27 protein-coding genes are annotated in these 22,747 nt (G+C 40.6%); 19 read left to right on the top strand and 8 right to left on the bottom strand.

Features of this window, described 5'->3' with window-relative positions; genetic code table 11:
- Positions 1–674: 674 nt before the first annotated feature.
- From QNM18_RS02715 to QNM18_RS02705, 3 genes are all read left to right on the top strand, one after another.
- Positions 675–1,532, top strand: coding sequence for a TolB-like translocation protein (locus QNM18_RS02715; protein ID WP_284136244.1), 858 nt, complete (start codon positions 675–677; stop codon positions 1,530–1,532).
- A gap of 99 nt (positions 1,533–1,631) precedes the next feature.
- Positions 1,632–2,504, top strand: a complete 873-nt coding sequence (locus QNM18_RS02710; protein ID WP_284136243.1) for a TolB-like translocation protein — start codon at positions 1,632–1,634, stop codon at positions 2,502–2,504.
- A 337-nt stretch (positions 2,505–2,841) separates the two neighbouring features.
- On the top strand, positions 2,842–3,606 hold the full coding sequence (locus QNM18_RS02705) for a ribonuclease H family protein (protein WP_284136242.1): 765 nt from the start codon (positions 2,842–2,844) through the stop codon (positions 3,604–3,606).
- Positions 3,607–3,696: 90 nt separating this feature from the next.
- Here QNM18_RS02705 and QNM18_RS02700 read toward each other — a convergent pair whose 3' ends face one another.
- Together QNM18_RS02700 and QNM18_RS02695 are read right to left on the bottom strand one after the other, a co-directional pair.
- Positions 3,697–4,254: a TetR/AcrR family transcriptional regulator gene (locus QNM18_RS02700; protein WP_247687231.1), complete on the bottom strand. Its 558-nt coding sequence runs from the start codon at positions 4,252–4,254 to the stop codon at positions 3,697–3,699.
- Positions 4,251–4,754 (bottom strand): DUF2867 domain-containing protein, encoded by a 504-nt coding sequence (locus tag QNM18_RS02695; protein ID WP_211009316.1) that lies wholly within the window; start codon positions 4,752–4,754, stop codon positions 4,251–4,253. The genes QNM18_RS02700 and QNM18_RS02695 overlap by 4 nt, the downstream gene beginning before the upstream one ends.
- A 102-nt stretch (positions 4,755–4,856) precedes the next feature.
- On the opposite strand from QNM18_RS02695, the gene QNM18_RS02690 reads away from it, so the two are divergent.
- The 3 genes from QNM18_RS02690 (at position 4,857) to QNM18_RS02680 (ending at position 7,264) form a co-directional block, all read left to right on the top strand.
- Positions 4,857–4,985, top strand: a complete 129-nt coding sequence (locus QNM18_RS02690; RefSeq protein WP_284136241.1) for a hypothetical protein — start codon at positions 4,857–4,859, stop codon at positions 4,983–4,985.
- Between the two features lie 245 nt (positions 4,986–5,230).
- Complete coding sequence (locus tag QNM18_RS02685; protein WP_284136240.1) at positions 5,231–6,184, top strand: hypothetical protein; 954 nt, start codon at positions 5,231–5,233, stop codon at positions 6,182–6,184.
- 792 nt (positions 6,185–6,976) lie between these two features.
- On the top strand, positions 6,977–7,264 hold the full coding sequence (locus QNM18_RS02680; protein WP_211009320.1) for a hypothetical protein: 288 nt from the start codon (positions 6,977–6,979) through the stop codon (positions 7,262–7,264).
- 120 nt (positions 7,265–7,384) lie between these two features.
- Here QNM18_RS02680 and QNM18_RS02675 read toward each other — a convergent pair whose 3' ends face one another.
- Complete coding sequence (locus QNM18_RS02675; protein ID WP_284136239.1) at positions 7,385–7,669, bottom strand: transcriptional regulator; 285 nt, start codon at positions 7,667–7,669, stop codon at positions 7,385–7,387.
- Position 7,670: 1 nt separating this feature from the next.
- Positions 7,671–8,141, bottom strand: coding sequence for a hypothetical protein (locus QNM18_RS02670; RefSeq protein ID WP_284136238.1), 471 nt, complete (start codon positions 8,139–8,141; stop codon positions 7,671–7,673).
- 213 nt (positions 8,142–8,354) lie between these two features.
- Here QNM18_RS02670 and QNM18_RS02665 point away from each other — a divergent pair, with 213 nt between their 5' ends.
- The 4 genes from QNM18_RS02665 (at position 8,355) to QNM18_RS02650 (ending at position 10,494) form a co-directional block, all read left to right on the top strand.
- The gene (locus QNM18_RS02665; protein ID WP_284136237.1) at positions 8,355–9,230 is read left to right on the top strand and encodes an alpha/beta hydrolase family protein; all 876 of its coding nucleotides are present in this window, start codon (positions 8,355–8,357) and stop codon (positions 9,228–9,230) included.
- Between the two features lie 117 nt (positions 9,231–9,347).
- A complete protein-coding gene (locus QNM18_RS02660) occupies positions 9,348–9,755 on the top strand; it encodes a GFA family protein (RefSeq protein ID WP_284136236.1) in 408 nt (135 codons plus the stop codon).
- A 75-nt stretch (positions 9,756–9,830) separates the two neighbouring features.
- Positions 9,831–10,046 carry a hypothetical protein gene (locus tag QNM18_RS02655; RefSeq protein ID WP_211009324.1) on the top strand — a complete coding sequence of 72 codons (216 nt, stop codon included), beginning with the start codon at positions 9,831–9,833 and terminating at the stop codon, positions 10,044–10,046.
- A gap of 253 nt (positions 10,047–10,299) precedes the next feature.
- Positions 10,300–10,494: a hypothetical protein gene (locus QNM18_RS02650; protein WP_023401019.1), complete on the top strand. Its 195-nt coding sequence runs from the start codon at positions 10,300–10,302 to the stop codon at positions 10,492–10,494.
- 130 nt (positions 10,495–10,624) lie between these two features.
- On the opposite strand, the gene QNM18_RS02645 is transcribed toward QNM18_RS02650, so the two are convergent.
- Positions 10,625–10,786 carry a hypothetical protein gene (locus tag QNM18_RS02645; protein ID WP_284136235.1) on the bottom strand — a complete coding sequence of 54 codons (162 nt, stop codon included), beginning with the start codon at positions 10,784–10,786 and terminating at the stop codon, positions 10,625–10,627.
- 406 nt (positions 10,787–11,192) lie between these two features.
- Between QNM18_RS02645 and QNM18_RS02640 the strand changes: the two genes are divergently transcribed.
- From QNM18_RS02640 to QNM18_RS02615, 6 genes are all read left to right on the top strand, one after another.
- Complete coding sequence (locus QNM18_RS02640; protein ID WP_284136234.1) at positions 11,193–13,091, top strand: S9 family peptidase; 1,899 nt, start codon at positions 11,193–11,195, stop codon at positions 13,089–13,091.
- A 306-nt stretch (positions 13,092–13,397) separates the two neighbouring features.
- A complete protein-coding gene (locus QNM18_RS02635) occupies positions 13,398–13,847 on the top strand; it encodes a DUF6174 domain-containing protein (RefSeq protein ID WP_211009327.1) in 450 nt (149 codons plus the stop codon).
- Positions 13,848–14,111: 264 nt separating this feature from the next.
- Positions 14,112–14,438, top strand: a complete 327-nt coding sequence (locus tag QNM18_RS02630; RefSeq protein ID WP_211009328.1) for a hypothetical protein — start codon at positions 14,112–14,114, stop codon at positions 14,436–14,438.
- Positions 14,439–14,677: 239 nt separating this feature from the next.
- Positions 14,678–15,001, top strand: a complete 324-nt coding sequence (locus QNM18_RS02625) for a hypothetical protein (protein WP_284136233.1) — start codon at positions 14,678–14,680, stop codon at positions 14,999–15,001.
- A 148-nt stretch (positions 15,002–15,149) separates the two neighbouring features.
- Positions 15,150–15,359: a hypothetical protein gene (locus tag QNM18_RS02620; RefSeq protein WP_284136232.1), complete on the top strand. Its 210-nt coding sequence runs from the start codon at positions 15,150–15,152 to the stop codon at positions 15,357–15,359.
- Positions 15,338–15,793: an SRPBCC family protein gene (locus QNM18_RS02615; RefSeq protein WP_284136231.1), complete on the top strand. Its 456-nt coding sequence runs from the start codon at positions 15,338–15,340 to the stop codon at positions 15,791–15,793. Before QNM18_RS02620 ends, QNM18_RS02615 begins: the two co-directional genes overlap by 22 nt.
- A 95-nt stretch (positions 15,794–15,888) precedes the next feature.
- Here the strand turns inward: QNM18_RS02615 and QNM18_RS02610 are convergent, their stop codons facing one another.
- The 3 genes from QNM18_RS02610 to QNM18_RS02600 all read right to left on the bottom strand — a co-directional run bounded on the left by QNM18_RS02610 (position 15,889) and on the right by QNM18_RS02600 (position 20,008).
- Positions 15,889–17,244, bottom strand: coding sequence for a hypothetical protein (locus QNM18_RS02610; RefSeq protein WP_284136230.1), 1,356 nt, complete (start codon positions 17,242–17,244; stop codon positions 15,889–15,891).
- Between the two features lie 43 nt (positions 17,245–17,287).
- Positions 17,288–17,485, bottom strand: a complete 198-nt coding sequence (locus tag QNM18_RS02605; RefSeq protein ID WP_211009332.1) for a hypothetical protein — start codon at positions 17,483–17,485, stop codon at positions 17,288–17,290.
- A gap of 423 nt (positions 17,486–17,908) precedes the next feature.
- The gene (locus tag QNM18_RS02600; RefSeq protein ID WP_284136229.1) at positions 17,909–20,008 is read right to left on the bottom strand and encodes a winged helix-turn-helix domain-containing protein; all 2,100 of its coding nucleotides are present in this window, start codon (positions 20,006–20,008) and stop codon (positions 17,909–17,911) included.
- A 200-nt stretch (positions 20,009–20,208) separates the two neighbouring features.
- Between QNM18_RS02600 and QNM18_RS02595 the strand changes: the two genes are divergently transcribed.
- From QNM18_RS02595 to QNM18_RS02585, 3 genes are all read left to right on the top strand, one after another.
- Positions 20,209–21,765 carry an MBL fold metallo-hydrolase gene (locus QNM18_RS02595; protein ID WP_284136228.1) on the top strand — a complete coding sequence of 519 codons (1,557 nt, stop codon included), beginning with the start codon at positions 20,209–20,211 and terminating at the stop codon, positions 21,763–21,765.
- 302 nt (positions 21,766–22,067) lie between these two features.
- Entirely contained in the window at positions 22,068–22,199 is a 132-nt protein-coding gene (locus QNM18_RS02590) for a hypothetical protein (RefSeq protein WP_284136227.1), read from the top strand.
- 96 nt (positions 22,200–22,295) lie between these two features.
- Positions 22,296–22,520, top strand: coding sequence for a hypothetical protein (locus QNM18_RS02585; RefSeq protein ID WP_284136226.1), 225 nt, complete (start codon positions 22,296–22,298; stop codon positions 22,518–22,520).
- Positions 22,521–22,747 lie beyond the last annotated feature (227 nt).

Genomic DNA, 22,747 nt, shown 5'->3' with positions numbered 1-22,747 from the left:
CCCTTTTATTGTACCGGACGAATCTTATTTGATGTAGGGTGTAGGAAGAGAAGATGGCTATGGATGAAAGGATATCTAAATTAGTTTTCGTGGTAAAAGGTAGCGTATGGTTACCAGCTGTAAATATGTGCTGGGAAAAACTCCAATTATCGTGAAAGTGCTCCGAGATTCTCATCCGATGGGAAGTACTTATTTTCCTCTAGAGGAATACCGAACAAAAAAGTGATGGCAGCACACTTTGGGTGTAAAAAGCATTGGTTTGATACATAAATTATCGAAGCTTTAAGGCCCAATAAATAACCTATCAACAATGCTGCTTTTGTATCGGTGCAAGATAAGTCCCTCCGTATTTTTGGTAGCTATGTGGCCGGGAAACATAAGTAATAAGCAGGTATCAATCTACTCCTTCTTTACTAGCGATCCCTTCCTGGCTTCTCCTTCTGGTTGCTCTAGTTAAATGCCTGAATTTTATAACTCATTAATATTAAGGCTAATATTTTTTATTAAGAGGCGTTGGGGGATTAAACTTCGCATTCAGAATTCACTTTCAGGAAAAATCATTGAGAAGTCATAAGGACGTAAGGTAATTAATGGTGTGTTGGATTAACTTGATTGGAAATTAGCTCGAACTAAGTCGAATAGATAGTCGATTGAATAACTAAGGAATAAACACCATGAAATCCACTTACCTGTCAAAAACCATACTACTTTCTGTGCTGATGATCGGTGGCGTAAGTCATGCTCAAGATGGCTTAGCTGGATTAAAGGGCCCTTATATTGGACAAACACCACCAGGCTCAACACCGGAAGTTTTTGCTCCGGGGATCGTTTCCAAACAGCATCATGATTGGACAGGCCGATTTACGCCAGATATGAAGGAGTACTACTTTACACGATACAACCGTAAAGAGAGAACAAATACTGCGATTGTTTTTAAGCACGAAAATAACCGCTGGAGAGAGGTGGTGTTAGCGCCTCAAATGGGCGGCTCGATTTCCCCGGATGGCAAAACGATGCATGATGGCAATAAATATAGAGAGCGCACAGCAAAGGGGTGGTCGGAGCTAAAAAGCTTAGGTGCGCCATTTAGCGAAATACCCATTATGGTGCTTACCGCATCTGCGAATGGAACTTATGTTTTTGATGAACGTGAAGAAATTGGCACGATCCGTTATTCAAAAGTCATTGACGGTAAACGACAAGCACCTAAAGCATTCGGTAAACAAATTAATTCCGGAAAGTGGACTGCGCACCCTTTTGTTGCGCCGGATGAAAGTTACATTATTTGGGATAGTGAGCGAGAGGGCGGTTTTGGTGCAACTGACTTGTATATTAGTTTTCAAATGGAAGATGGTTCATGGAGTAATGCAATTAACTTGGGGGACAAGATAAATACCGCTGGCCCAGATACAGGTGGAGTTGTGTCACCTGATGGCAAATTCTTTTTCTTTAATCGAAAGTTTGGTGATGGAGATTCCGACGTCATGTGGGTCGATGCGCAATTTATCAACAAGCTTAAAACCAAGCTCTAGGCAAAATTGCTGTCAATGAAGTGTTGTGCTAATCGGTGAGCGATGGCTATGTAGTTAAGCTCACATTATTTCAAGACGTTTTAATTTCAGGAGTTAAATATGAAACGTGCTTATTTTCTGGTGTCCCTACTTGTTACTCTCGCTGTTAGCCAAAAAAGCCTTGGTCATCAAAGTGCGGCTATCCTAGAAGGACCTTACCTTGGCCAAAAGCCGCCGGGTATAATACCTGAAATATTTGCACCTGGTGTTGTTACAACAGATGGGTGGGAATATGGTGGTGTGTTCACCCCTGATTTGAAAGAGTTTTACTTTTTACGTGATGGAAAAATAGATAAAAGCCAAGAATTAGTCGTTTTTCAATATAAAAATAACCGCTGGCATGAATCGATTGTTTCAAAAAGAGTGGGGCAGCCTTTTATCTCACCAGATGGAAAAAAGATGCATTTAGGGAAGCGATACAAGGAACGTACAAACAGTGGGTGGTCTGAAATAAAACAGCTGGCGCCATCATTTAAGGATATTCCTATTATGCGCCTGACCGCATCAGCAAAGGGCACTTATGTATTTGACGATGCAGATAGAAGTGGTAACGGCGTTTTGCGTTATTCACGCTTGGTGGACGGAAAGCGCGAAGCGCCCAAACCATTGAGTAAAGTGATCAATACAGGGAAATGGAACGCACATCCCTTTATTGCATCTGATGAGTCTTATATTCTTTGGGATGGAGAGAGACCTGGTGGGTATGGTGATGCCGATATTTACATTAGCTTCAAGCAACCAAATGGATCTTGGGGAGCTGCAATTAACTTAGGGGATAAAGTAAACACAAAGGCTTGGGAAGCGGCGGCTGGCGTGACATCTGACGGCAAATATCTGCTGTTCAATAGAAACTCGGGAACAGAAGAAAATACCAATATAGACATATATTGGGTTGACGCTAAAATTATCGAGGATCTTAGGCCGAAGTTTTAATTTATTTTAGCCTCAGGCGAGACATCCATTTTATCCGATATGTAAGCTTAACTGGTTAAATAGTCACTTAGAATGGATGTTTTGTCGTATTCATAACCATGCTTTAGGCAGCGCAAGCTTTGAGTTTAAGCACCTAGGAATTGACTGATAGATTTTACTCTTCTTGAAGGTTTTTTATTCGAAAAGGCCGACTTTAGTTTGCTTTTAATAAATTTGCGTGACAGCAGTGGCACTGTCGGAGAGAATGACTACTCAATCATTTCCAAAGGCTATATCGACAGTGAGCTACGGGAAGTAGGGTGATGTTTATGCAATTAATTTGAGTGAGGAGAAAAGTTTGGCTAAAAAGTACTATGTTGTTTGGAAAGGCCGAGAGACAGGTATTTTTACGACTTGGGCGAAGTGCCAATCGCTCGTTGATGGTTTTGCTGGCGCGAAATTTAAGTCATTTCCAACACTTGAAGAAGCTGAATTGGCATTTGGAAAAAAGTCTCAACTCAAAGAACCAAAGCTGAGAAGCAATACTTCTAAATATAGTAAACCAAAGCCTCAACCTCTTTCACAAACGCAAATTGACGCCATGCCCTATGATATCAAGATCTTCACCGATGGTGCATGTGAGCCCAATCCGGGAGAGGCTGGCACCGGGCTGGCCGTATATGAAAACAACCAACTTAGTGCGCTATGGTATGGGTTATATCAGCCTGTTGGGACAAATAATACCGCAGAGCTCCATGGCTTGAATCAGGCCTTGCGTATTGCTAAAGAGGTGCTCGCAAGTGGTAAAAGTGTGGGCATATTTTGTGACTCGAAATATTCCATCGACTGTATTACCAAGTGGGCAATGAGTTGGCAGAAAAAAGGTTGGACTAAATCGGATGGCGAAATCAAAAACTTGGATATCATCAAACCCACCTATGAGCTGTATCAAGGCATAGCTGCGCAAATTTCAATTCACCATGTTAATGGTCATGTTGGTATTGAGGGGAATGAATTAGCTGATAGGATGTCAATTGTGGCAATTGACTCAAAAGATAAAGATCTTGTTCAATTTCAAGAAACACATAATATTTCGGAAATTTTAGCGTTACGGACAGGTTGATATGTCATTATTTAATGATGTAATAGTCGAGCAAATGGAGCACCAATACAGCGCTCCATTAAGCATTAAAAAAAGAGTATAGTCAGTGTGTTAGTCTTGTTTATGTGAAAGTAGTGACTTCATCCCCAGTGCGGTGATCCGTAAAACGTCTTCTGGATCAGGTGCTGGATGAATTTGCTGCATCCCCAGAAAATTAGCATACGCCATCATGGCATGATCAGCAGCGGCTTGTTCCTCGAGCCCTAGCCCTAAGTAACATTCGGTCAAGTAAGCAATGCGTTGTTGATCTATTTTTTCTAGGTGAACTTTTATATTGGGAGTTCTTAATGCCCAAGCACGGATATGTAGTTCGGCTTCGGTATTATGGCTTGCAATGACCTTATCTAGCTTTTCAAGTCGTTCAATAGGAGTAGCGGCTTGATTGGCTTGCTGAATAAAGTTAATAGTCATCGATTGGTACCAGTACTCCATCAGCTGCTCGATAAAGTCCGACCTTGACGCAAAATGATGATAAAAAGAACCCTTTGATACGCCTTTTTTATCGCATAGGGATTGTATTTTTAACTGCTCAGGCCCATTTTCCATTAGTACTTTGAGTGCGAAGTCCAACCAGTCCTTTTTGGCCTCAGAAATGTGATAATTTGTCATATTCTGCCTGCTTTACGAGCACTATTTATCACTACGCGAGCAATGACATAATGAAAAGGTAAGATGGCATTGACATAGGCTTTACCAAGTAAGGTTTTTTTATTCACTAGCGTAGATACGATGATGTTGTTCGTATCCAACCTAACCGAGATATAAAAGTGCATATGTCTATCTTCGGCACCACAAATAATCTCATCTGCATATTTTTCTAAAACGGTTACAAAACCAGCTTGATCACCAACGTCCAATTCTGTTTTGCTTGTTGTGAAGTTGGTTTGTCCAACTTTGAAGCCGAGCAGTTTTACTAGTCTATTTCGCAAACGCATAAGCATTGTGATCCAGCTTGGCATGTAATTGAAAATGGCGTGTTGTGTTTCGCTCGGTGAAAGGGTGTGTTTCTTTCTTGAAATAACCAGTGCATCTCTAAAGTGGCTACTCTGTGCCTTGTTTGCTAACCGATCATTAAAGGGGGCAACGAGGGAGGAAATTGCTGAAAACATATGTTTTACCTAAATGTGATTAAACAATACACAAACCATACCATATGGTATGGTTTGTTGTGAAGCACTTATGGTTAGCGATTTGGAAGTTAGTACGTGAGTATGACTAGATTTGTGAAAGGGTGCATTACTGGCTTTGACTACTACATGAAGTTATTAGTTATCAATACAGCTGGTGTTGAAGGTTTTACATTAGTTTACACGACTGTGCCGCTTGGCCTGATATATTAGTGTCAGTTTGTTAAACGCATTAGGTGCGAAAATTATTATATGTTACATTGCTAAATTAATACTAAATGCCTCAATGAAAAGCATTGAAAATTAATAGCGAACAACGAAAGTGATTAACTGTTTGATGATGAAATTCAAAAGGTGTTACTTTCCAAAAATGCTTTTATATTGAGAATTATAATAATTATAACTTTTTAAGTATTTAGGGCTGAGCCCCAGTTTATTGAGAATTAAAGGACAAAATCATGAAAAAAATAAAGTCACTTGTTAATGCTGTATGTATTGCCGTTACACTGGCAGCCAGTGCCAGTGCCAGTGCCAGTGCCAGTGCCAGTGCCAGTGCCAGTGAAACGTTTCCTGTGTTAAAGGGATATTGGTTTGGGCAACAAGCACCAGGTTTGACTCCAGAACTTTTTGCGCCAGATACTGTTTCAGTTAATGGTCGATATGAATTTGGCTTAACGTTTTCACCAAATCTGGATGAAATGTATTTTACAGCATTGGATGTAATTGAAGGGGTAGATACACGTCCAAAAATTTTATACTCAAAAATTGAAGATGGTCGATGGACAGAGCCCAAAACAGTGAACTTTACCAACGGAAAAATGAGCTATGAACTAGTACCCTACGCGAGCCTAAAAGAAAACCGGGTATATTTTACTGCCCGCTCGCCTCACGAAAAAGGCTCAGGCATCTGGTATGTATCGCGAGAAAATGGAGAGTTAACAAAGGCTAAAAGGTTTGATTCGCCGATAAACAATGGCAAGTTGTCCGATCTAAACCAAGGTAAAAGTGGAGATCTCGTTTTTACCAATATGTCTGAGCGCCAAATGTATTATGCAAAAAACGAAAATGGTCAATATTTAGAGGCTAAACCAATGGATATCGATTTTGGTATTCATGGTTTTATCTCGCCATCTGAGGACTATTTGTTGGTAAATTCTCGAACAAGAAGTGGCAAAAACAGAAGAGATAGTGACCTATTTGTTTATTTTAAAGAGCAAGATGGTTCGTGGTCAGACCCTATCAACTTAGGCGACACAATAAATACGACTTATTCTGAGACTGTTGCAAGAGTATCACCTGATGGAAAATACTTATTCTTTGCAAGATATAATGAGCCAGACAGCGTATCGAATATTTACTGGGTAAGTACTGATGTAATCGCAAAGCTAAAAAAAGACTATTTCAATAAATAAGTCCCAAGTTGGTGCCATCCATAAGCGTTCTTTTTGAACTTTAAATAACTAGAATGCTACTCAAGCGTAGATAAAAGACATGAATGTCGCTTATCTACGCTCAGTTGGAATAAAAACCGTGTAGGATCGAGCGGGTGTTTACTTTGTTTCAATAAAGTCAATCCAAGCCAAATACCCGCTCTCAAAGCCTTCACTCTTAATATTGATTGCTCTAGCTAACCTGTTACCTTTGGCTGCATAAATCCAGCAGCCCCATTTGACCGGGCAAATGGGGGTTCTTAATGCTATTGTGTATAAAATCAGCACTCAAAATTACAGGGAGCCACCTCAGTGTAGCCATCGTTGATAAAAAGTATGCTCGACTGTATGATGCGTGTAATAAATTTAACGATATCGGGTACTTAACTTATTGTATCTGACGACTGTAGTGATAGTGTTAAATATGGATATTAAATGAAGTTGGTTGTATCTGCTGTTGTGTTCTTTGTTTTCATTTTCAGCTCCAATAAAGTTTGGGGCCGGATAAATTCATGCATGGGTGAATGTGCAGAAATGCTTAATGAATTATCAGGAGGCAGCACGGGTATGCTATTATTTAAAACCATTATGTTCGTATTTTTCGGCCTATACCTCATTGTTAAAATCCACGATAAATGGTTTAAGTAAAACCAGTAAATGCCACTTAAACATTGGGTTTGACTCAATCCGATGAGGGAACACTATTTTATGCCATCGGTATAGAAATCAATATAGTTAATATCTGGTTTTTTAGTAGAGTGAAAGTAAAGTTTTATGAAAGTCCAAATAAGCCGTTTTTCCGGGCATCAAACGAGTAAAATACTAGCCCTGATGTTCGCTTTGATGACAGTTCCATTCATGCTTGTAGGTGTAATGGGGGTGCTATTTGCTCCGAACACTGAACAAGACGGCCCAATCTTCCCATTTATATTGTTTATCATTTTACCGCTTATATATGGGGTTATGGGGTATATTTTTAATCGATTCTTTTGTTTTATATACAACTTTTCAGCGAAGCGCGTAGGTGGTATTGAATTTGAGACAGAGGAAAAAAGTGATTGAGCAATAGAGTCTAACTTGGTTTAAAATTTTTCTACCTCATGAGACGAGTTTTTGAGTTGTTAGAAATGCCATGCGCCGGATAGCGTTTTCTATGCGGCGCAAGGTAGTCGCATAGAAAACTCAGCTGGTATTGATGATGTTTTGCAGTGCTGAAATATGGCTTTCAAACGCTGACTGGCCTTTATCAGTTAATGATATCCAAGTTCGGGGTCGCCCATTATGGTTACGTTTTTTGGTTTCTATATAGCCAATATCTTCAAGGGCTTTCAGTTGCTTTGACAGTACAGAGTCGCTCACATCAAGTTGTGTTTTTATAAGTTTAAAATCTAGCTCAGCACTGGTAACCAGCATGGCACAAATTCTTAGTCTATTGGGGGCATGAATAACAGGGTCTAGCTCTGGCATACTATTTATCCTCAACCATGACTTCTCCTGTGGGCAGCTTCACAAGCAACCAAAACATTGCAATACAGGCCGCTAATGCACAAAAATATGGCGCCCAGTCAATCCCAAATTCGGTACGTAAAAATCGGCTACAAAACCCAAGACCGGCAAAGCCAAATGTGGCATAGACGTTGATTTTTTCAGCAGTTTTGGAACGTGGGAAAAGTCGAATTTTTATGCCCTGAAGCCGGTACAAGTAAAAATACAATGCGCAAGAAAGGGCAAACAATAGCGTGCCGGCAATAATTGCTAGCGCCCAATTATTTTCATGCTCAGTCATACCATAGCCAAAGAAAATAGCCGCGTAGCTTGCGCTCATTGTGAATCTTAACCAAATGGGTGGCGTATATTCAACGAGAATGTTTTGTTGAGAATTACGGACGGCATCCAATGCATCTTTTGCTTCTGGCCCCGAGGGTATATTTTCATTCATTGTTTTATTCCTTAACTTTCCAGTGTGGAAAGTTAGTGTAGATCATAACTTTCCACTTTGGCAAGTATAAGTTTTCCATAATGGAAAGTTAAGATGTTTCTCTTTCTCTAGGGACTAGTGGAGCAAAAACTCAAATAATTGCCTCTGTGGCCTTGCCAACTGGTAATACCACTTATAAGCTACAGCGAGTTAACCTTCAATTTAGTTGCAAGTATGCAGAGCTTTACGAGTCAAGATATAACAATAAAATGTGAAGACGGTTATCCTTTGGCCGCATCGGTGTTTAAGCCGATGAATGTCGTTAAGGGTGCTGTTTTACTTGGGCCAGCGACAGGAATAAAACGTCAATTTTATACGTCGTTTGCTGAGTTTTTAGCCGCACATGGCTATGGGGTTTTGAGCTATGATAATCGCGGCATTGGCCAGTCGCTACATGGTTCTATAGGTCAGCACACTGCTAGCTTGCAGTGTTGGGGGCAGCTTGATCAGCCTGCTGCTATTGAAGCGCTAGCAGGTGAGTTTCCTCAGTCTAATTACCATCTTGTGGGTCACAGTGCTGGAGGTCAGTTGATCGGACTAGCGCCAAATGCATTTAAATTATCGTCGATGTTTAACTTTGCGAGTTCTTCTGGTCGGCTTCTCAATATGAAGTTGAAAGATCAGTTTAAATCTCACTTTTTTATGAACATGTTTATTCCCTTTTCCAACTTTTTATTCGGTCATACTAAGTCTCAATGGTTTGGTATGGGGGAGCCGCTGCCTTCAGCGGTTGGAGCACAGTGGCGGTCGTGGTGTAATGGCAGTGGTTATGTAAAAACGGCATTTGGAAAAACGGTTGAAAAGCATTACTTTGACGAGCTTACGTTTCCTGCTATGTGGGTCAATGCTGTGGATGACTTTATTGCGAATGATAAAAATGTTCAGGACATGATGGCGGTCAGTCCAAATATTAAAAGCCAAACTCTCACACTAGACCCAATAGAATATGGGCTAAAAGAAATTGGGCATATGAAGTTTTTTAGTCGAAAGTCCAGTGTACTGTGGCAAATCCCTTTACAGTGGCTAGATAAACATACTGATAGTAAATAACATAAGTTATTGCTAGAGTGAGAAGAAAGTAAAAGGGTTGTTTATTGAGTTTATATGCTTTGATAAATGACTGCACTCGTTGTTACAAAGCGTAGAGAATGGGAGATAGGCGTAATCATGAGTGACTGTTATCTAGGCTCTTGTTTGTGTGGTAGCGTAAAGTATTCTGTTACTGGCTTCAGCGATCAAGTTGCGAACTGTCATTGTTCGATGTGTCGTAAATTTCATGGCGCAGCATACGGTACTTTGGTAGGCGTCCAAGGGTTAAAGTGGCTATCTGGAACTGAGTTAATTAAAGAGTTTGTAGCACCTAATGAAACTATTCGCACATTTTGTTCGAACTGCGGATCAAGTCTAGGGTTTCGAGTCAATGGTGCGGCACTTGAAAACATTGAGTTAGCAATATCGACATTTGATGTTGATATCCCGGTCACAGTAGACGCTCAAATTTACACAGATTATAAAGCCAATTGGTGTGAGCTACAGTCTGGATTGCCCACATTTGCCGAAGGGCGAAAAGGGTAACTGAGTATTCACGCTGCTTAATTTGTTTTGTAGACAGAACACATATTTCTACAATCGTCACAAAAGGATATATAGATGGAACTAAAAAGCGACAAGGGATCAGACAATAAATTGCAAGGCAAGTATATTGGGCTAGGGGTTGCAATTGGCGCAGGTTTTGGGTGTGTTGTGGGTATTTTAGTTGGGGTCTCCTTCGATTTACTGCCTTTCATGGGCGTTGCTACTGGCGCTGGAGTCGCGATTGGTGTTTCTGTAGGTCTTGCCATTTACCGCTCAAAGCTCGACTCATAAACTGACACTAAGCGGTTAATAGTATGGTTTTACATGAAATTCCGCTCATTTTTTAGCTTTGGAGTGTGTTATAAAGTTAGTGTTGATTAGACTTTGATATGCCTTGTAGTTTAAGTGTGATGGATATTCGCCGTTGTCTTTTATGGTATAGAAGAATGTGCTAACTGCTGACCAAGCCATTATGAAAAAGACATTGTTCACATTGAAAAAAAGTGTTTAGTGGATTTAATAATAAATTTCTTGGAGATGGAATATGGATTTTACAAGCGCAATAGATGGTCTGATCCTATTGTTAAGCGGTGTTATGATTGTTTTGTTTAGTAAAGGGGTAGTATTCTCTGGACTAACGCAACAAGAGCAGAGCTACGGTCTAGAAAAGCCCACGTTTATTGTTGGAGCAATTATGGCTGTTATTGGGTTTGTTGCAATAATTATGGGTGTTTTGTAGGTCTTTAGGCTGTTTTCTGCTGCTTCAGGTATTCGAGCATTGGGTCTTAAAGTGTAGTAGCGAGAAAACTGTGATATCTATGACAAAACTTTAAACAGGCGCTTTGAGCGCCTGACATTCACATCAATAATTATGCTTCATGAACTGTTTTTGTCGGATCACAAAGCGTTGTCGGTAACGTGATCCTTACTGTTGCAACCGTACCCCATGCGCCATTTATTTTTTTTGTTTGTGCAGGGTTTAATTGATTGGTAGCGGAGAGTATTTTTAGATTAGTCTTTTTTAAATTCATTTTAATTTCCTTTGTCTTTTTTAGTTATTAGAAGTATTAAAAGATAACCTATTCTTTGCTTTTGTTTCAAATGGAATATACCTTCAAGTGTGTTTGAATATTAATATGTCTAACAAGTTTGAGAAGAATTTTTCCAGTAAGTGCTTTTTTAATGCGATTTATGAAATGACAGGGTAAAAATCTACCCTCAATGAGTGTTTGGACTTGAATATTTTTCGGTATTTAACCGTTTGGGTAGTACGTTAAAGACTAAATTGCCAAATTACGTCTGTATATAATTTGTTTGCCTGCTATGCTTGTGTGCGTTAAATCAGGTTTATGTGACAATTTTCTTACCTTAATCTCTTTTAAGCGCCTGCCGATTTATGTAGTCTAGACGCGTTTTTATTTTTGGAGGCATTTCGCCATGTTGCGAGTTCTTTTATCTGCGAGCTTAGGCCTTGCAGTGAGTGCAGGTGTGTCAGCTCAAGAGGTGATGACCCCTGAAAAACTTTGGCAAGTAAAACGTGTGACAGCGTTGGGACTAAATAAAGAAAAAACACACGTCATATACAGCGTCACAACACCGAGTGTTGCAAACAATGATTTTGCCAGCAAAGTGTACCAAGTTCCTGTAAAAGGGGGTAAATCTCAGTTACTAAACGCTTATCAAGGTCTTTTAATCGATAGCAACATCTCACCTGATGGCAGTAAGAAGTTGTTTCACGAAAAGGTTAATGTGGAGTCGGTATTAGCTGCTCATCGACACAAAGACTTGTCACAAGCAAACGCCTATGTGTTTGACGACTTAAATTATCGCCACTGGGATACTTGGAATGACGGCGGTTTCAAGCATGTATTTTATCAAGATCTAGTGACTGAGAAAAAAGTCGATATTATGGAAGGCAAGCCATATTCTAGTCCGACTTCTCCTTTTGGTGGCTCTAGTGATTATATTTGGGGCCCTAAAGGCGAAAATATTTACTACGTGAGTAAAAAGCTAGAGGGCACTGAATACGTTACCAGTACCAACACGGATATCTATCGTTATAATCTAGCAAGTAAAAAAACCACTAATCTCACACAAAGCAATTTGGGTTACGACAAAAGTCCTGCGTTTTCCGCAAAAGGTCATTTGGCTTGGCTACAAATGGACAAGGCAGGCTATGAGGCTGATAAAAACGACATCATAGTGCGCATCAAAAATAAAAAAGTCAATTTGACTAAGCACTGGGATGGAACAGTAAACAGTTTTAAGTGGAGCCCCGATGGCAAACGTATTTACTTTGTTGCCCCAACAGACGGTACCATTCAGCTGTTCCAAGTATCAGTAAGCGCCAAATCTAAACCAAAGATCAAACAGCTTACTAAAGGCCAATATGATGTGAACGGCATTGTGGCAGCACTAGACAAGCAGCTGGTAGTGACTCGTAGCAGTATGAATCGAGCATCGGAGATCTTTCGTTTTGATCTGCGCAAGAAAAACCTAACGCCACTGACGAAGGTTAACGATACTTTGTATGCTGATCTTGACTTGCCAACAGTGAAGAAGCATATGGTGACCACTAAAGATGGTCAGGAAATGTTAACTTGGGTGATCTATCCGCCAAACTTTGACGAAAGTAAAAAGTATCCAACACTTCTTTATCTTCAAGGTGGACCTCAATCTGCGCTATCTCAGTTTTATTCGTTCCGCTGGAATTTCCAAGTGATGGCATCGCAAGGTTACATTGTTGTTGCGCCAAACCGTCGTGGTATGCCGGGTCATGGTGTGAAGTGGAATGAAGACATCACGCAGGATTGGGGAGGTAAAGCAATGCAAGATTACCTAGATGCGATTGATGATGTTGCAAAAGCGCCCTATGTAGACAAAAAGCGTATTGGTGCGATCGGTGCAAGCTTTGGTGGTTATTCAGCGTTTTACCTAGCTGGCAACCACCATGGGCGCTTTAAGACCTTTATCTCGCACTGTGGTATTTTTGACCTTCGCAGCATGTATGGCACAACTGAAGAGCTATTTTTCGTGAATCATGAATTTGGTGGCCCATATTGGGAGCAAAGCAATGCATCGATCAGCCAGACTTATAATGAGTTCAACCCGATTAATTTTGTAGACAAGTGGGATGCACCCATGTTTGTGATCCATGGCGGTAAAGATTACCGAGTACCACTAGGTCAAGGGATCCAAGCATTCCAAGCAGCAAAATTACGTGGCTTGGAAAGCCGTTTCTTGTATTTTCCAGAAGAAAACCATTGGGTACTGACGCCGCAAAACGGTATTGTGTGGCAGCGTGAGTTCTTTAAATGGTTGGAAGATACGCTGTAGACATTTATCTAAGATTTTTCTAAGAAAATGCAAAAAAACCTGAGCGCTTAGCTGTGCTCAGGTTTTTTTATTGATAGCTTTGTTGTGTTCTCCGCGGATTGCTAGCCACTCAATACAGCGAGATAAAACCTTTGAAATCACTTGGTATGACTTAATATCTTATATTCTGAAACGCGAGATTGAGCACTTTTATCCAATCAAGTATATTTTTATAAAAGTTGTTTGTGTATCGACCGCAGCGAAACTGAATAACTTCGCGCAGGGATGAAAGGCAGTAAGAAAAAAATGATAATAATAAGGTGAACTATGCAATTATCTCTTTCTCGAAACCCTTATTTAATTTGTATTGTGCTCGGTGCAGTTACTGCAATTGTGTTTAGTTTTTGGGTTATTGCCTACCACTCAATAACAGGGAAAACACATGACAGGGTTAAAAAGCAACAGAGTATTTGGTTGCACAAGGAGCCGGTGAGTTATAGTTACACAGCCTATGCAGGGTGCATGCACTCGATTGTTTCCAAAGTTGTAGTGATTGACGGCAACACATTTTTTGAAAAGGCCGCGCCAGAGGAGGATAGGCTGGTGATTGAGGCGTTTTTTGAAGCTGCATCGAAAGGGCTCTATGAGGCGTCGAGTATAGAAATAAAGTACCATTCAGAGTATGGCTTTCCCGAGCTAATTGAAGTGGATTGGGACAAGCACGTTATTGACGATGAGTGCTTTTACAGGATTGAAAAATTTAAACTTATTGAATAGTAAAATGGAATCTGTGGGCGAATTAATCAAAGCGGTTTGTTATTCCCTATGCCATATCATCGCGAGTGGATAGGATCTGAAAAGTCACCTAGTTGAGAGTGTCTGAGTACTATTCGAAGAAAGCAAAACAATATCAAAAACATAAAAGTCTATGCTGATGATAGGTCTTCAATGACTCTCAGTGGGGCTATTGCATTTTGTATTAATATGATTGAGCTTTACTTAGTCCGAAGCTGCTGTGGTCACACATAGGAAAGATAAAATATGAGCAAAGTTATGATTTTCATCTTTTTGCTGAGCTATACGAGTTATACACAAGCAATCAGTAAGCAGTGGAACGAGTTAAATAGGCACTATCATGAGTCACTGGTACAGCAACAATACGATACTGCGCTGCAAGTGGCTTTAGAACTAAATAAGATAGACCCTGTTGATACCCAGGTTTTGCTTTATATTGTTTTTGCTTCAATTAAACTAAAAAGGAAAGTACCTAGTTGGGTCATGTCCGAGCCTTGGCCGAACGCAACAGATCAAGACAAATTTAATCGCAAGCTAGCTGAACAATTAATGGGAAATAAGCGTTCAATATAAGGGTAAGAATACGTATTTGAGCTTTTCCTTTATATTTCTAATCTCTTATGGATAGTCTGAGCATTTGGTATGTACATGCTCTCCCTTATTGTATCAAACTAGAGTTCGCAATTTATAATGGTACAATTTCAAGAAGTGAACATAAAAATAGACATCTACATCACCAAAAATACGATAGATTTGGTGTTTAACTGAACAGAACTCGAAAATCACATTGTAGTAAATCTAAGGGAACAATTATGCGAAGTGTTATTGCAATCTTTCTTATGCTTATCTTATTGCAAGGGTGCGATATAGGTGGGTCTATATCCGGCATGTTGGAAAAGCAACAATTGGCAGAGCAACACATAAAATCAAAGTATGGCTGGGAGTCTAAGTTTGGTTATAGCATTGTCAATGGGACGCTTCAACAAGTCACTTTAATCGTGTTTTCAAATGACGTGCGTCAAACAACGGTGGCAGAACTGGAGCATGTTGCTGCGGAAGCTGTGTCATTGGCTTTTGACGACAAACCCCAAGCGATTTTTATTCAAATAGTTACTCAACCAGAGTACCTTAAGTAGTTACATTGCGCACAGTGAGACCAATTTAATTGTTTGCGGGTCTACAGTGATATTACAATGCTCAAATTGCAATTTCTTTAATAAGATAATTAAGTTATTGTAATTTGAGTAGATATATAGACTCAAAGCCTTCCTCCATATACAACCCATGTCGACAGTCGTACAGGCTGATAATCGCCAAGAAGATTTAATTTTGCCTGTCGGTATGACTAAACTGCGACTCAAAATTGTGTCACCGCATTTTATTCATATACTTAATGAAGTGGTGTGTCTAAACGCAGCGTGTAAATACCTAAAAGTATTCAATGGTGGAGCGACAGTAGAGGCTAATCAGCAATGCAAATATCTGAAAGTATAGACATCAAGAGTTCTAAAATGAGAGTTTGGTCGGTGATCACCGATATAGAAAATGCAGCGACTTGGCTATCAAATATAAAAAGTATAGAAATTATCGATAGTCCTGAAAGTGGTATCAATGGATTGAAATGGAAAGAAGTTCGCAATTTTTGTGGTAAAGAAGCGTCTGAAATTATGTGGATAACAAACTCTATTGAAAATGACCACTATTGCGTAAGGGCTGAAAGCCACGGTGCAGTGTATTTATCTCAATTAAGCATAAATGAGTCAGACGAGGTAACAACACTAACCATGTCATTTAAAGCTGAGCCACAAACATTTTTTGCAAAATTACTGTCCAAAATTATGAATCGTTTCGTTTTAAATTCATTGATAAAAGAAATTCAAAAGGACCTCAAAGATATAAAAGACTATGTAGAGAGAGCAAGTAATTGAATGGAAGTGGTACCTTAGTGACATGACTTTCTAGCAAAAAAGGGCCGCTCACGCTGAGCTAGCCCATTAACCCTGTTCATTTATATTGCAGGCAGTTATAGGGTAACGTTTTCTTGGTCAAACTGTAATTTTGCAGGGGTTTTTGCATCGGATACAGTCGCAAGTAGTGCGTTTGTCAGTGCTTCTTTGGCATCCGGTTTAGAGAGTGCTTGCGCGAGTACTTTGTCTAGAGCAGATTGCTCTTTTTTCTCGGATTCCCCCAAAGCGGCGCGTATTTTTGTTTTAACCGCGTGGGCCTGACACAGCGCTTTTGCACTGTTGTAATCTGCTATAAGCGTAAGTTCAGCCTCTTTAAATCGCGCGAGTATATAATTATTAATGACTGCAAAAATTGATGGGACTGTGTCGAGAATATTACGCAAGGTCTGGCTGTTATTGGACAGTAATTTTTCTGCGTAGTAGCCCAGCGCCGCATTGACCGCGGCTGAACCTGCTAAAGATATGCCGGCAGTCGCAACCACGGCTGCGCCACCAAATACGGCAGAAACGCCAGCGAGTATTTTCAAGAAACAAGCAGCTAGCTTTTTGGCTAATGAGGGCGTATCCATTTTCTCTAATTGTCGATAGTGTTTTATTTTGTCGGCAAAAATTAGCAGACGAATGGCATTATTTAATAGCCATTGAGCTTTATCCTTTAGCACCTTTTGGTGTGGATGTAGGCTAACAAGCGTTGGCCAGTCAGCATCTTCAAAACCAACGCTTTTTAGTACAGTATTAATGGCTTCGACTGATGCCAGCCCCGTGCGATACTTATACATTGCTAAATGTAGGGGAAAATCACCTTCCGAAGGCATGATTTTTTTATCATTAAAATATATAGGCAGGAACTTATTCATTTCGTCCCCTTTAACCGGGGTGACACTAGCCTTTAATAGCGCTTGTTCTAGCGCTGGAAACTCCCACTTCATAAAGACTTCAAACTCATCCGCAAGGACTTCAATATCTTTGGCCAAGGCTTCTGCGTAGTCTTTATGCTCAACCTTGCCTCGGATCGTTGCGCCATTTTTGATGATATTGTTAAAGTCACCGTCATCGAACAAGGTTTTTCCCATCAGTGTTTTGTTGTATTCGGAGGTGCCCTCGTAGTTTGCAATGTTTTTATTTGAGTAAGTTTCGAGACTATTCGTGGTTGTTTTACCACCTTTATCTCGTTCTGAAAATAAGGCTCCACGGACCAAGATAGCGCAGCTGTTGTCATGTTTTTTTGACTTGACCATTTGCAGTGAATAAAACTCACCGTCTTTGAACTGCGCCTCGAACATGGTGGTGATATCTTTCTCACTCTTTGCCGTTTTCGTTAGTCGCTTAAATGTTTCTGCATTTATTTCATGTGAGTCAAGTTCGCAGTGTCTATTCTTGTATGTCAACTCCGTAATCGTGCTTTTACTCATAAATTTTCTCCATATTCAATGCTAATTGAGGGGGGACCAATTGTTAGTTTTTGGATATTTCCTGATGACATAGACAATACAGCCAACACTCTTCATCAAGGTATTGCGGGTCGATATCGACTTCTAAGTCGATTAGAGTATTTGATGAAGAAGTAGCACCTTGTTTTGAGATCTTTTTGGATTTGGTTGAAGTGGATTTTTTAGCACGCCTAATCACACGGACAACTCGTGTTTTACCCATATTTGCGTTCCTTTTAGATTTTTAGACTGGTTCAATCAGGATTTCGAAACAAGAAAATAGTGAATTCAGTGTGGCCTAGTTGATGCACTCTATCTCAGTCAATTATCTTTATTTATCAGTCCTTTTTACCAAGAGTAAGTAAAGGAAGGCGTGAAAAAGGCGAATGCTCAACCATGTGATTTAGTGCCTGTAGTTGTAGTGGTACAATAAAAAAACAGCGTGTGATGTGCTTACACGATATGCTTGGTAACGCCCATGGGGAGAAGAGTGAACGTTTAGTTACGTCGACTGTCAGTACTGCTGAAAACCCAAGTTAGACTAGGCTTTTCTAGGTCACTTTTAAGCCAATGATTAATACCAATAGAGTAAAGAGTTAGCCTTATCGATAACTTGGGCAAAGAACGTTATCCGTTAAGGTGCAACTTACAGGCTAAGCTCAAAAATATCCTGATTCAGTTCAATCAACTGTTCAAGTAGCATTTGCTGGCCTTTGACATCCGATATTTTCCAAGCAAATGGTTTGAGGGGTTTTAATCGATTGAGCAGCTCGCCATTTAAGTCATACATAGACAGGTAGTCAGAGCGGCTGTCATAACTATAAAATTGGTCTTGGTGTAATACTAAACTGTTGCCATTGAGTGTCGGTATCGGTGTCGGCTTTTGTGGTTCTGAGTTCAGAGCTTGCTTAAGAACACGACCTTCGAAGTTACTAATATAGAGATTTTGCTCATAGACCCAAGCGGCTTTAACATCTGAAATCGGGTACTGAGTAAGATCAGAGGTGTCAATATCGAGCTCCCACAATGTGTCTCTAGATGGTTGTGTGGAGGTCACAAGTAGGCGCGAGGCATGATGCCAGCTTAGTACCTGTGTCAGTGGTATTTTTGTGTCGACTTCTAGGATCTTGCCCTTTAAATCAATGATGTTAAGTTTTCCATCATTCACTACCGCGATTTTTTTCCCGCTAGGAGACCAGCTTAATTGTTCAATTTCAATATGACCGACAAACTGGCTTAATTGTGTCGCCTGTTTGCCATCCCATAACCAGATTTGATCACGGCCACTGCGAGCAGAAACAAAAGCAATAAGCTCACCCTGAGGTTGATACTTTGCAAACTTCTCCCGACTCTTAGAACGCGCGAAGCTAGGGTAAGGTTGAACATGTTGATTTATTCCATTCTGTGTAGGCGCTGAGGGAGGTTCATAAAGAGGAATATGCGAAATATCAGTATCCTTATTGCCTGCAATAGTTAGAATATGGCTGCTTTTAGGGTGATACTGAGCACTGACAACTCCCTGAACTGTGGTGTTGTATGGAGTAAGCTTACCCTCTAAGCTTAGCTGATAGAGTTTGCCTTGTTTTATTGCCAGAAGCGACTCACCCGTTGATGAGAAACGTATAAAGAGCGGACCTTCTCCAGTGTCAGTGTCATCCAATTCAACAGGATTTTGCTGCGTCACTTTGCCTTTCGAATCGAGAATAGCTAAAACGTGTTCGCGTTGCTGGGTATAATAGAGTACAGCAAAGTAATTGTGCTGTGGCGCGTAATCATAGGTGTAAATTGAGTCCGTTGATGAGGTGAAGACTGCCCTGATCTTTTGGTCTATGGCATTGTAGTTAACTAAGGCAGGTCGGTTTTGCAGTGTGCTTAAAAAGGTGTAGTTGTGATTCGCCAGTGCGATGGGTCGCTCTATGGGTCTTTCTTGGCATTGATAGCGTACCGAAGATACTTGCGGCGCTACTAATGACTCAGCAAAGTCTAGCATGTTAATTTGCCAGCAATTAGCTTGGTGAGGCTCTGGGCTTTGCGTGTGTTGTTGGGTGCAATCACGCTGTTTTGTATAGATCACACTGCGGCCATCCGGAGTAAATCGTGTGTCGCGATAAAACCCTGCGTCGGCACTCAAGCGTGTTTCAACGCCTGATTGAATGTTTTTCGCCCAAATATGGCTTTGGCAGGATTGAACATGGCGGTTAAAAACGATGTATTGTCCATCCGGGCTGTATGTAGCTTCACTTTCAAACGCGTCAGTAAAGGTTAATTGCTTTAATGCTTTGATATTGAGGGCTTGCGGCGCGGAGTTTATCAGGATAAGCAGCCCAGTTAGCAATACCATGCCACCCAATATCCCCCACACGAGCTGTTTATTGTGTAACACTAAAAACTGCTTGTTCACAGTATTTGGTGAGGGGTTGTCCTTATCCCAGCGTACTTCGGTCATCAATCGGTACCCAATTTTAGGATGTGTCGCAATGATCCGTGGCGATTTAGCATCGTCACCAAGTACTTTACGCAGACGTGCGATACAACGCTGAAGTGCATTAGGGACTACTTCAGTGCCTTGCCAAACTTGTTCCATGATGTCTTGATGGCTCACCACTTGTTGTGCGTTTTGTGCAAGTAAGAGAAGCACTTGTAAAACCTTCGGCTCTACTTTAACACTTTGGTCTGCACTAATTATTTCTGAACGTGATAAATCAATGAGGTGATCTTCAATAAAAAAACGCTGTGGTGATGGCATAAATTTAAGACTGCGGCTCTGAATATGCACGAGTATATGAATATAATTTGTTGCTGTCGAGCACGGTGTTTTTTTATAACCTATTGTAAAGTATAGATATCAGTTATTCATCATGATTTCATCAGCGTGCCATTGTTGTACTCTTTGCCTCCCGACGCACAGTAGAGACTTTGATTTTACACAAGTTAAGGAGTCATGCTATGTGTTTACTTTCTTCGAATAAGTCGCTCAAAAAACTAGCCGCCTTTCAGTATATTGCCAGTGGCTTATTGGCTTTTTATAGCCAGCATTCTATTGCTGATGAAATCGCCAGCAAGGCAATTGAGAGAGCTGTATCGGCATACGGTGCTGAGGCATTGATGACAATGCAGCAGTTAAGCATAAAAGAACAGCAACTACGCTATACCAAGGGACAATCCGGTCATGCAGGGGAGGGCGCGCATGGCATTGCGCTGCATAAATACAATCAGCAACTAAACATCGACTTTGTTAACAAGAACAAAGTATTTAAGCGAAGTGATCAGAACTTACTTGGTAACTATGGTTATCATACTCTGGTTACCCTAGATAGGCGTTTTATCGAAGGCAAAGGCGCATACATTGATCACTGTTTGCAAACCTTTCAGCCTAGCGAACGAATACACTGGAATTCAGTTGGATTGGGCATGGAGCATGGCGTCGACACGCTAATTGTCAAACAGCTCGCGAAGCACAAGAAGCAAGTTAGCAGCGAGGGGGTGGCGTATATACATGGTCAAGCCCATGATGTTCTCAAGTATCAACAAAATAACGAACTACACACTGTTTTCATCAATACTGATTCAGGGTTGGTATCTAGGGTGATCCGTAAAGCAGGTGAGCAGCCAACACGGTATGACTTTTTAGTACATACAAAGAATCGTATTGGTATTACATGGGCAACTGAGGTGATGGTGAGCCGTGAACAGCATCCAATTGCGCATGTCACCGAGCGAAGTTTGACAATGGAGCTACCCCTTTCTTCAGCTGAATTAATGCCTGCCAAGTACAAACGCCGTCAGCCTGTGGCATATCTAGATTTTGAGCAACCCAGTGTTAATCAGCTTGCCGACGGCGTCTTTTTAGTTGGACAGGGGTGGAGCTTCACGCTATTTGCAGATATTGGCAAGTCATACGTGTCAATGGGAGCATGGCAAATGCCCGGAGATAAATTTACGTGGCAAAAACGATTGGAAAAACTACATCAATTTACCGCAGAGCAAAAACCGGTTTCACATTTTATTGTCACTCACCATCATGACGACCACTTGATGGGGCTCTCAGAGGTAGTAGAACATGGCGCTCAATTATTGATGCTTCCTCAACATGTCAATGCAGTAAAGGCGAGCCTAAGTATACCGATTGACTCCAGCAGGTTGACCTTGGTGCGAGATGCGTTAAAGGTTGCCAATGACAAGGTACAGGTGTTTGATGTGCCAAGTAGCCATGCGGACCACAATTTGGTGGTATACCTTCCTGAACAGAAGATTCTTTTTGCTGAAGACATGTTTGGCAGTAGCTTGGCACGAGGCTTTCACTCACCCAATAGTTGGCCGAGTCGCGATGTATATTATCGCACTGAGACTCTAAACAAAAAGCTTCAATCGGTGAGGGTAGATGTGGCTCAATATGTATCATCACATCATGGTCGGGTGCTATCTAAAAATGAATTTAATCAAGCTTTGAGTTTAACTTGCCCAAGTGATGACGTTTTAAAACAACGACTATTCGGTAGTTAAGCGCTGCTTCGATATTTTTGTTAAAAGCGTATAAAGAGCCTTTACAAATGTTTGCTAAGATACATTTATCGCAGCGAACAAGTGAAAGGCTTTTTATAGGCGTGTTTTGGTTCTTCGGTTTCTATTTGACAGGTATATCATGTGTTAAATAACAACCGAAGAGTTATTTTCTGAATAAAAGAATAGTTTTTTCATTGTATCTCGAATTAGTACACTCATTACTTCCCAACCTTCTTTTAATGTCATTGTGTGGAAAAAATAATAAACCAACAATAATTGAAGAAAAAGTATTCGGAGAGCAGGTGAAATACGCTTTTTCAATTCTGTTATTACTATCTCTAATCGGTTGTGACATGTCAGATGAAATATCCTCGTTGGGTAAGGCGGGTGACGTCGAAAAGGTTTGGATTTATGCCCAGTTTAATGTGCCATAAGAGAACGATGAGATTGAGTCGTTCTATTATGGTGAAATCTCAAAGCGGCTTTACACATCTATTTCTAACAACAAAATTGCGTCGGACTTTATTTTGATGTCACAGGTAAAGTACTGTGAAAATGACGACCTGATCCATGATTACAAAAATGTCGAAAGCTCAGGTGAGATAGTGTTTCGTATAGAAGATATTGCAACCCTCAACCTATTGAATATGGCACCTATCTCCGGGATATGGTATGAGCAATTTGACGACAAGAAGCAGGCAGATCAGGCAAATGCACCGATACAAACAGAAATGCCCAATCCTCAATCAAAGTAACTTCCTGACGCGTTCCTAAAGCCAATTTCGTTCTAGGCCTGCTGGTATTTTTTGTGTGGGGGTTTAAAGGTATGCCAAAATGGACGAGGAGTTTTCTAACAGGGTGTTCATTACAACACAGTAGGTTGCGCATTGTGGGCACCTGTTTAGTATATTGATAGAGCTCAGAAAGGCTCCTGAAGCACCTAGCTTCAAGACTATGATAACTTCGAGTTTAATACTATTGT

Origin of the sequence: Pseudoalteromonas obscura (assembly GCF_030135505.1) — a bacterium.
GTDB lineage: Bacteria > Pseudomonadota > Gammaproteobacteria > Enterobacterales > Alteromonadaceae > Pseudoalteromonas > Pseudoalteromonas obscura.
Note: the sequence above shows the minus strand (reverse complement) of the source record. Positions and strands in the feature narration are given on the sequence as shown.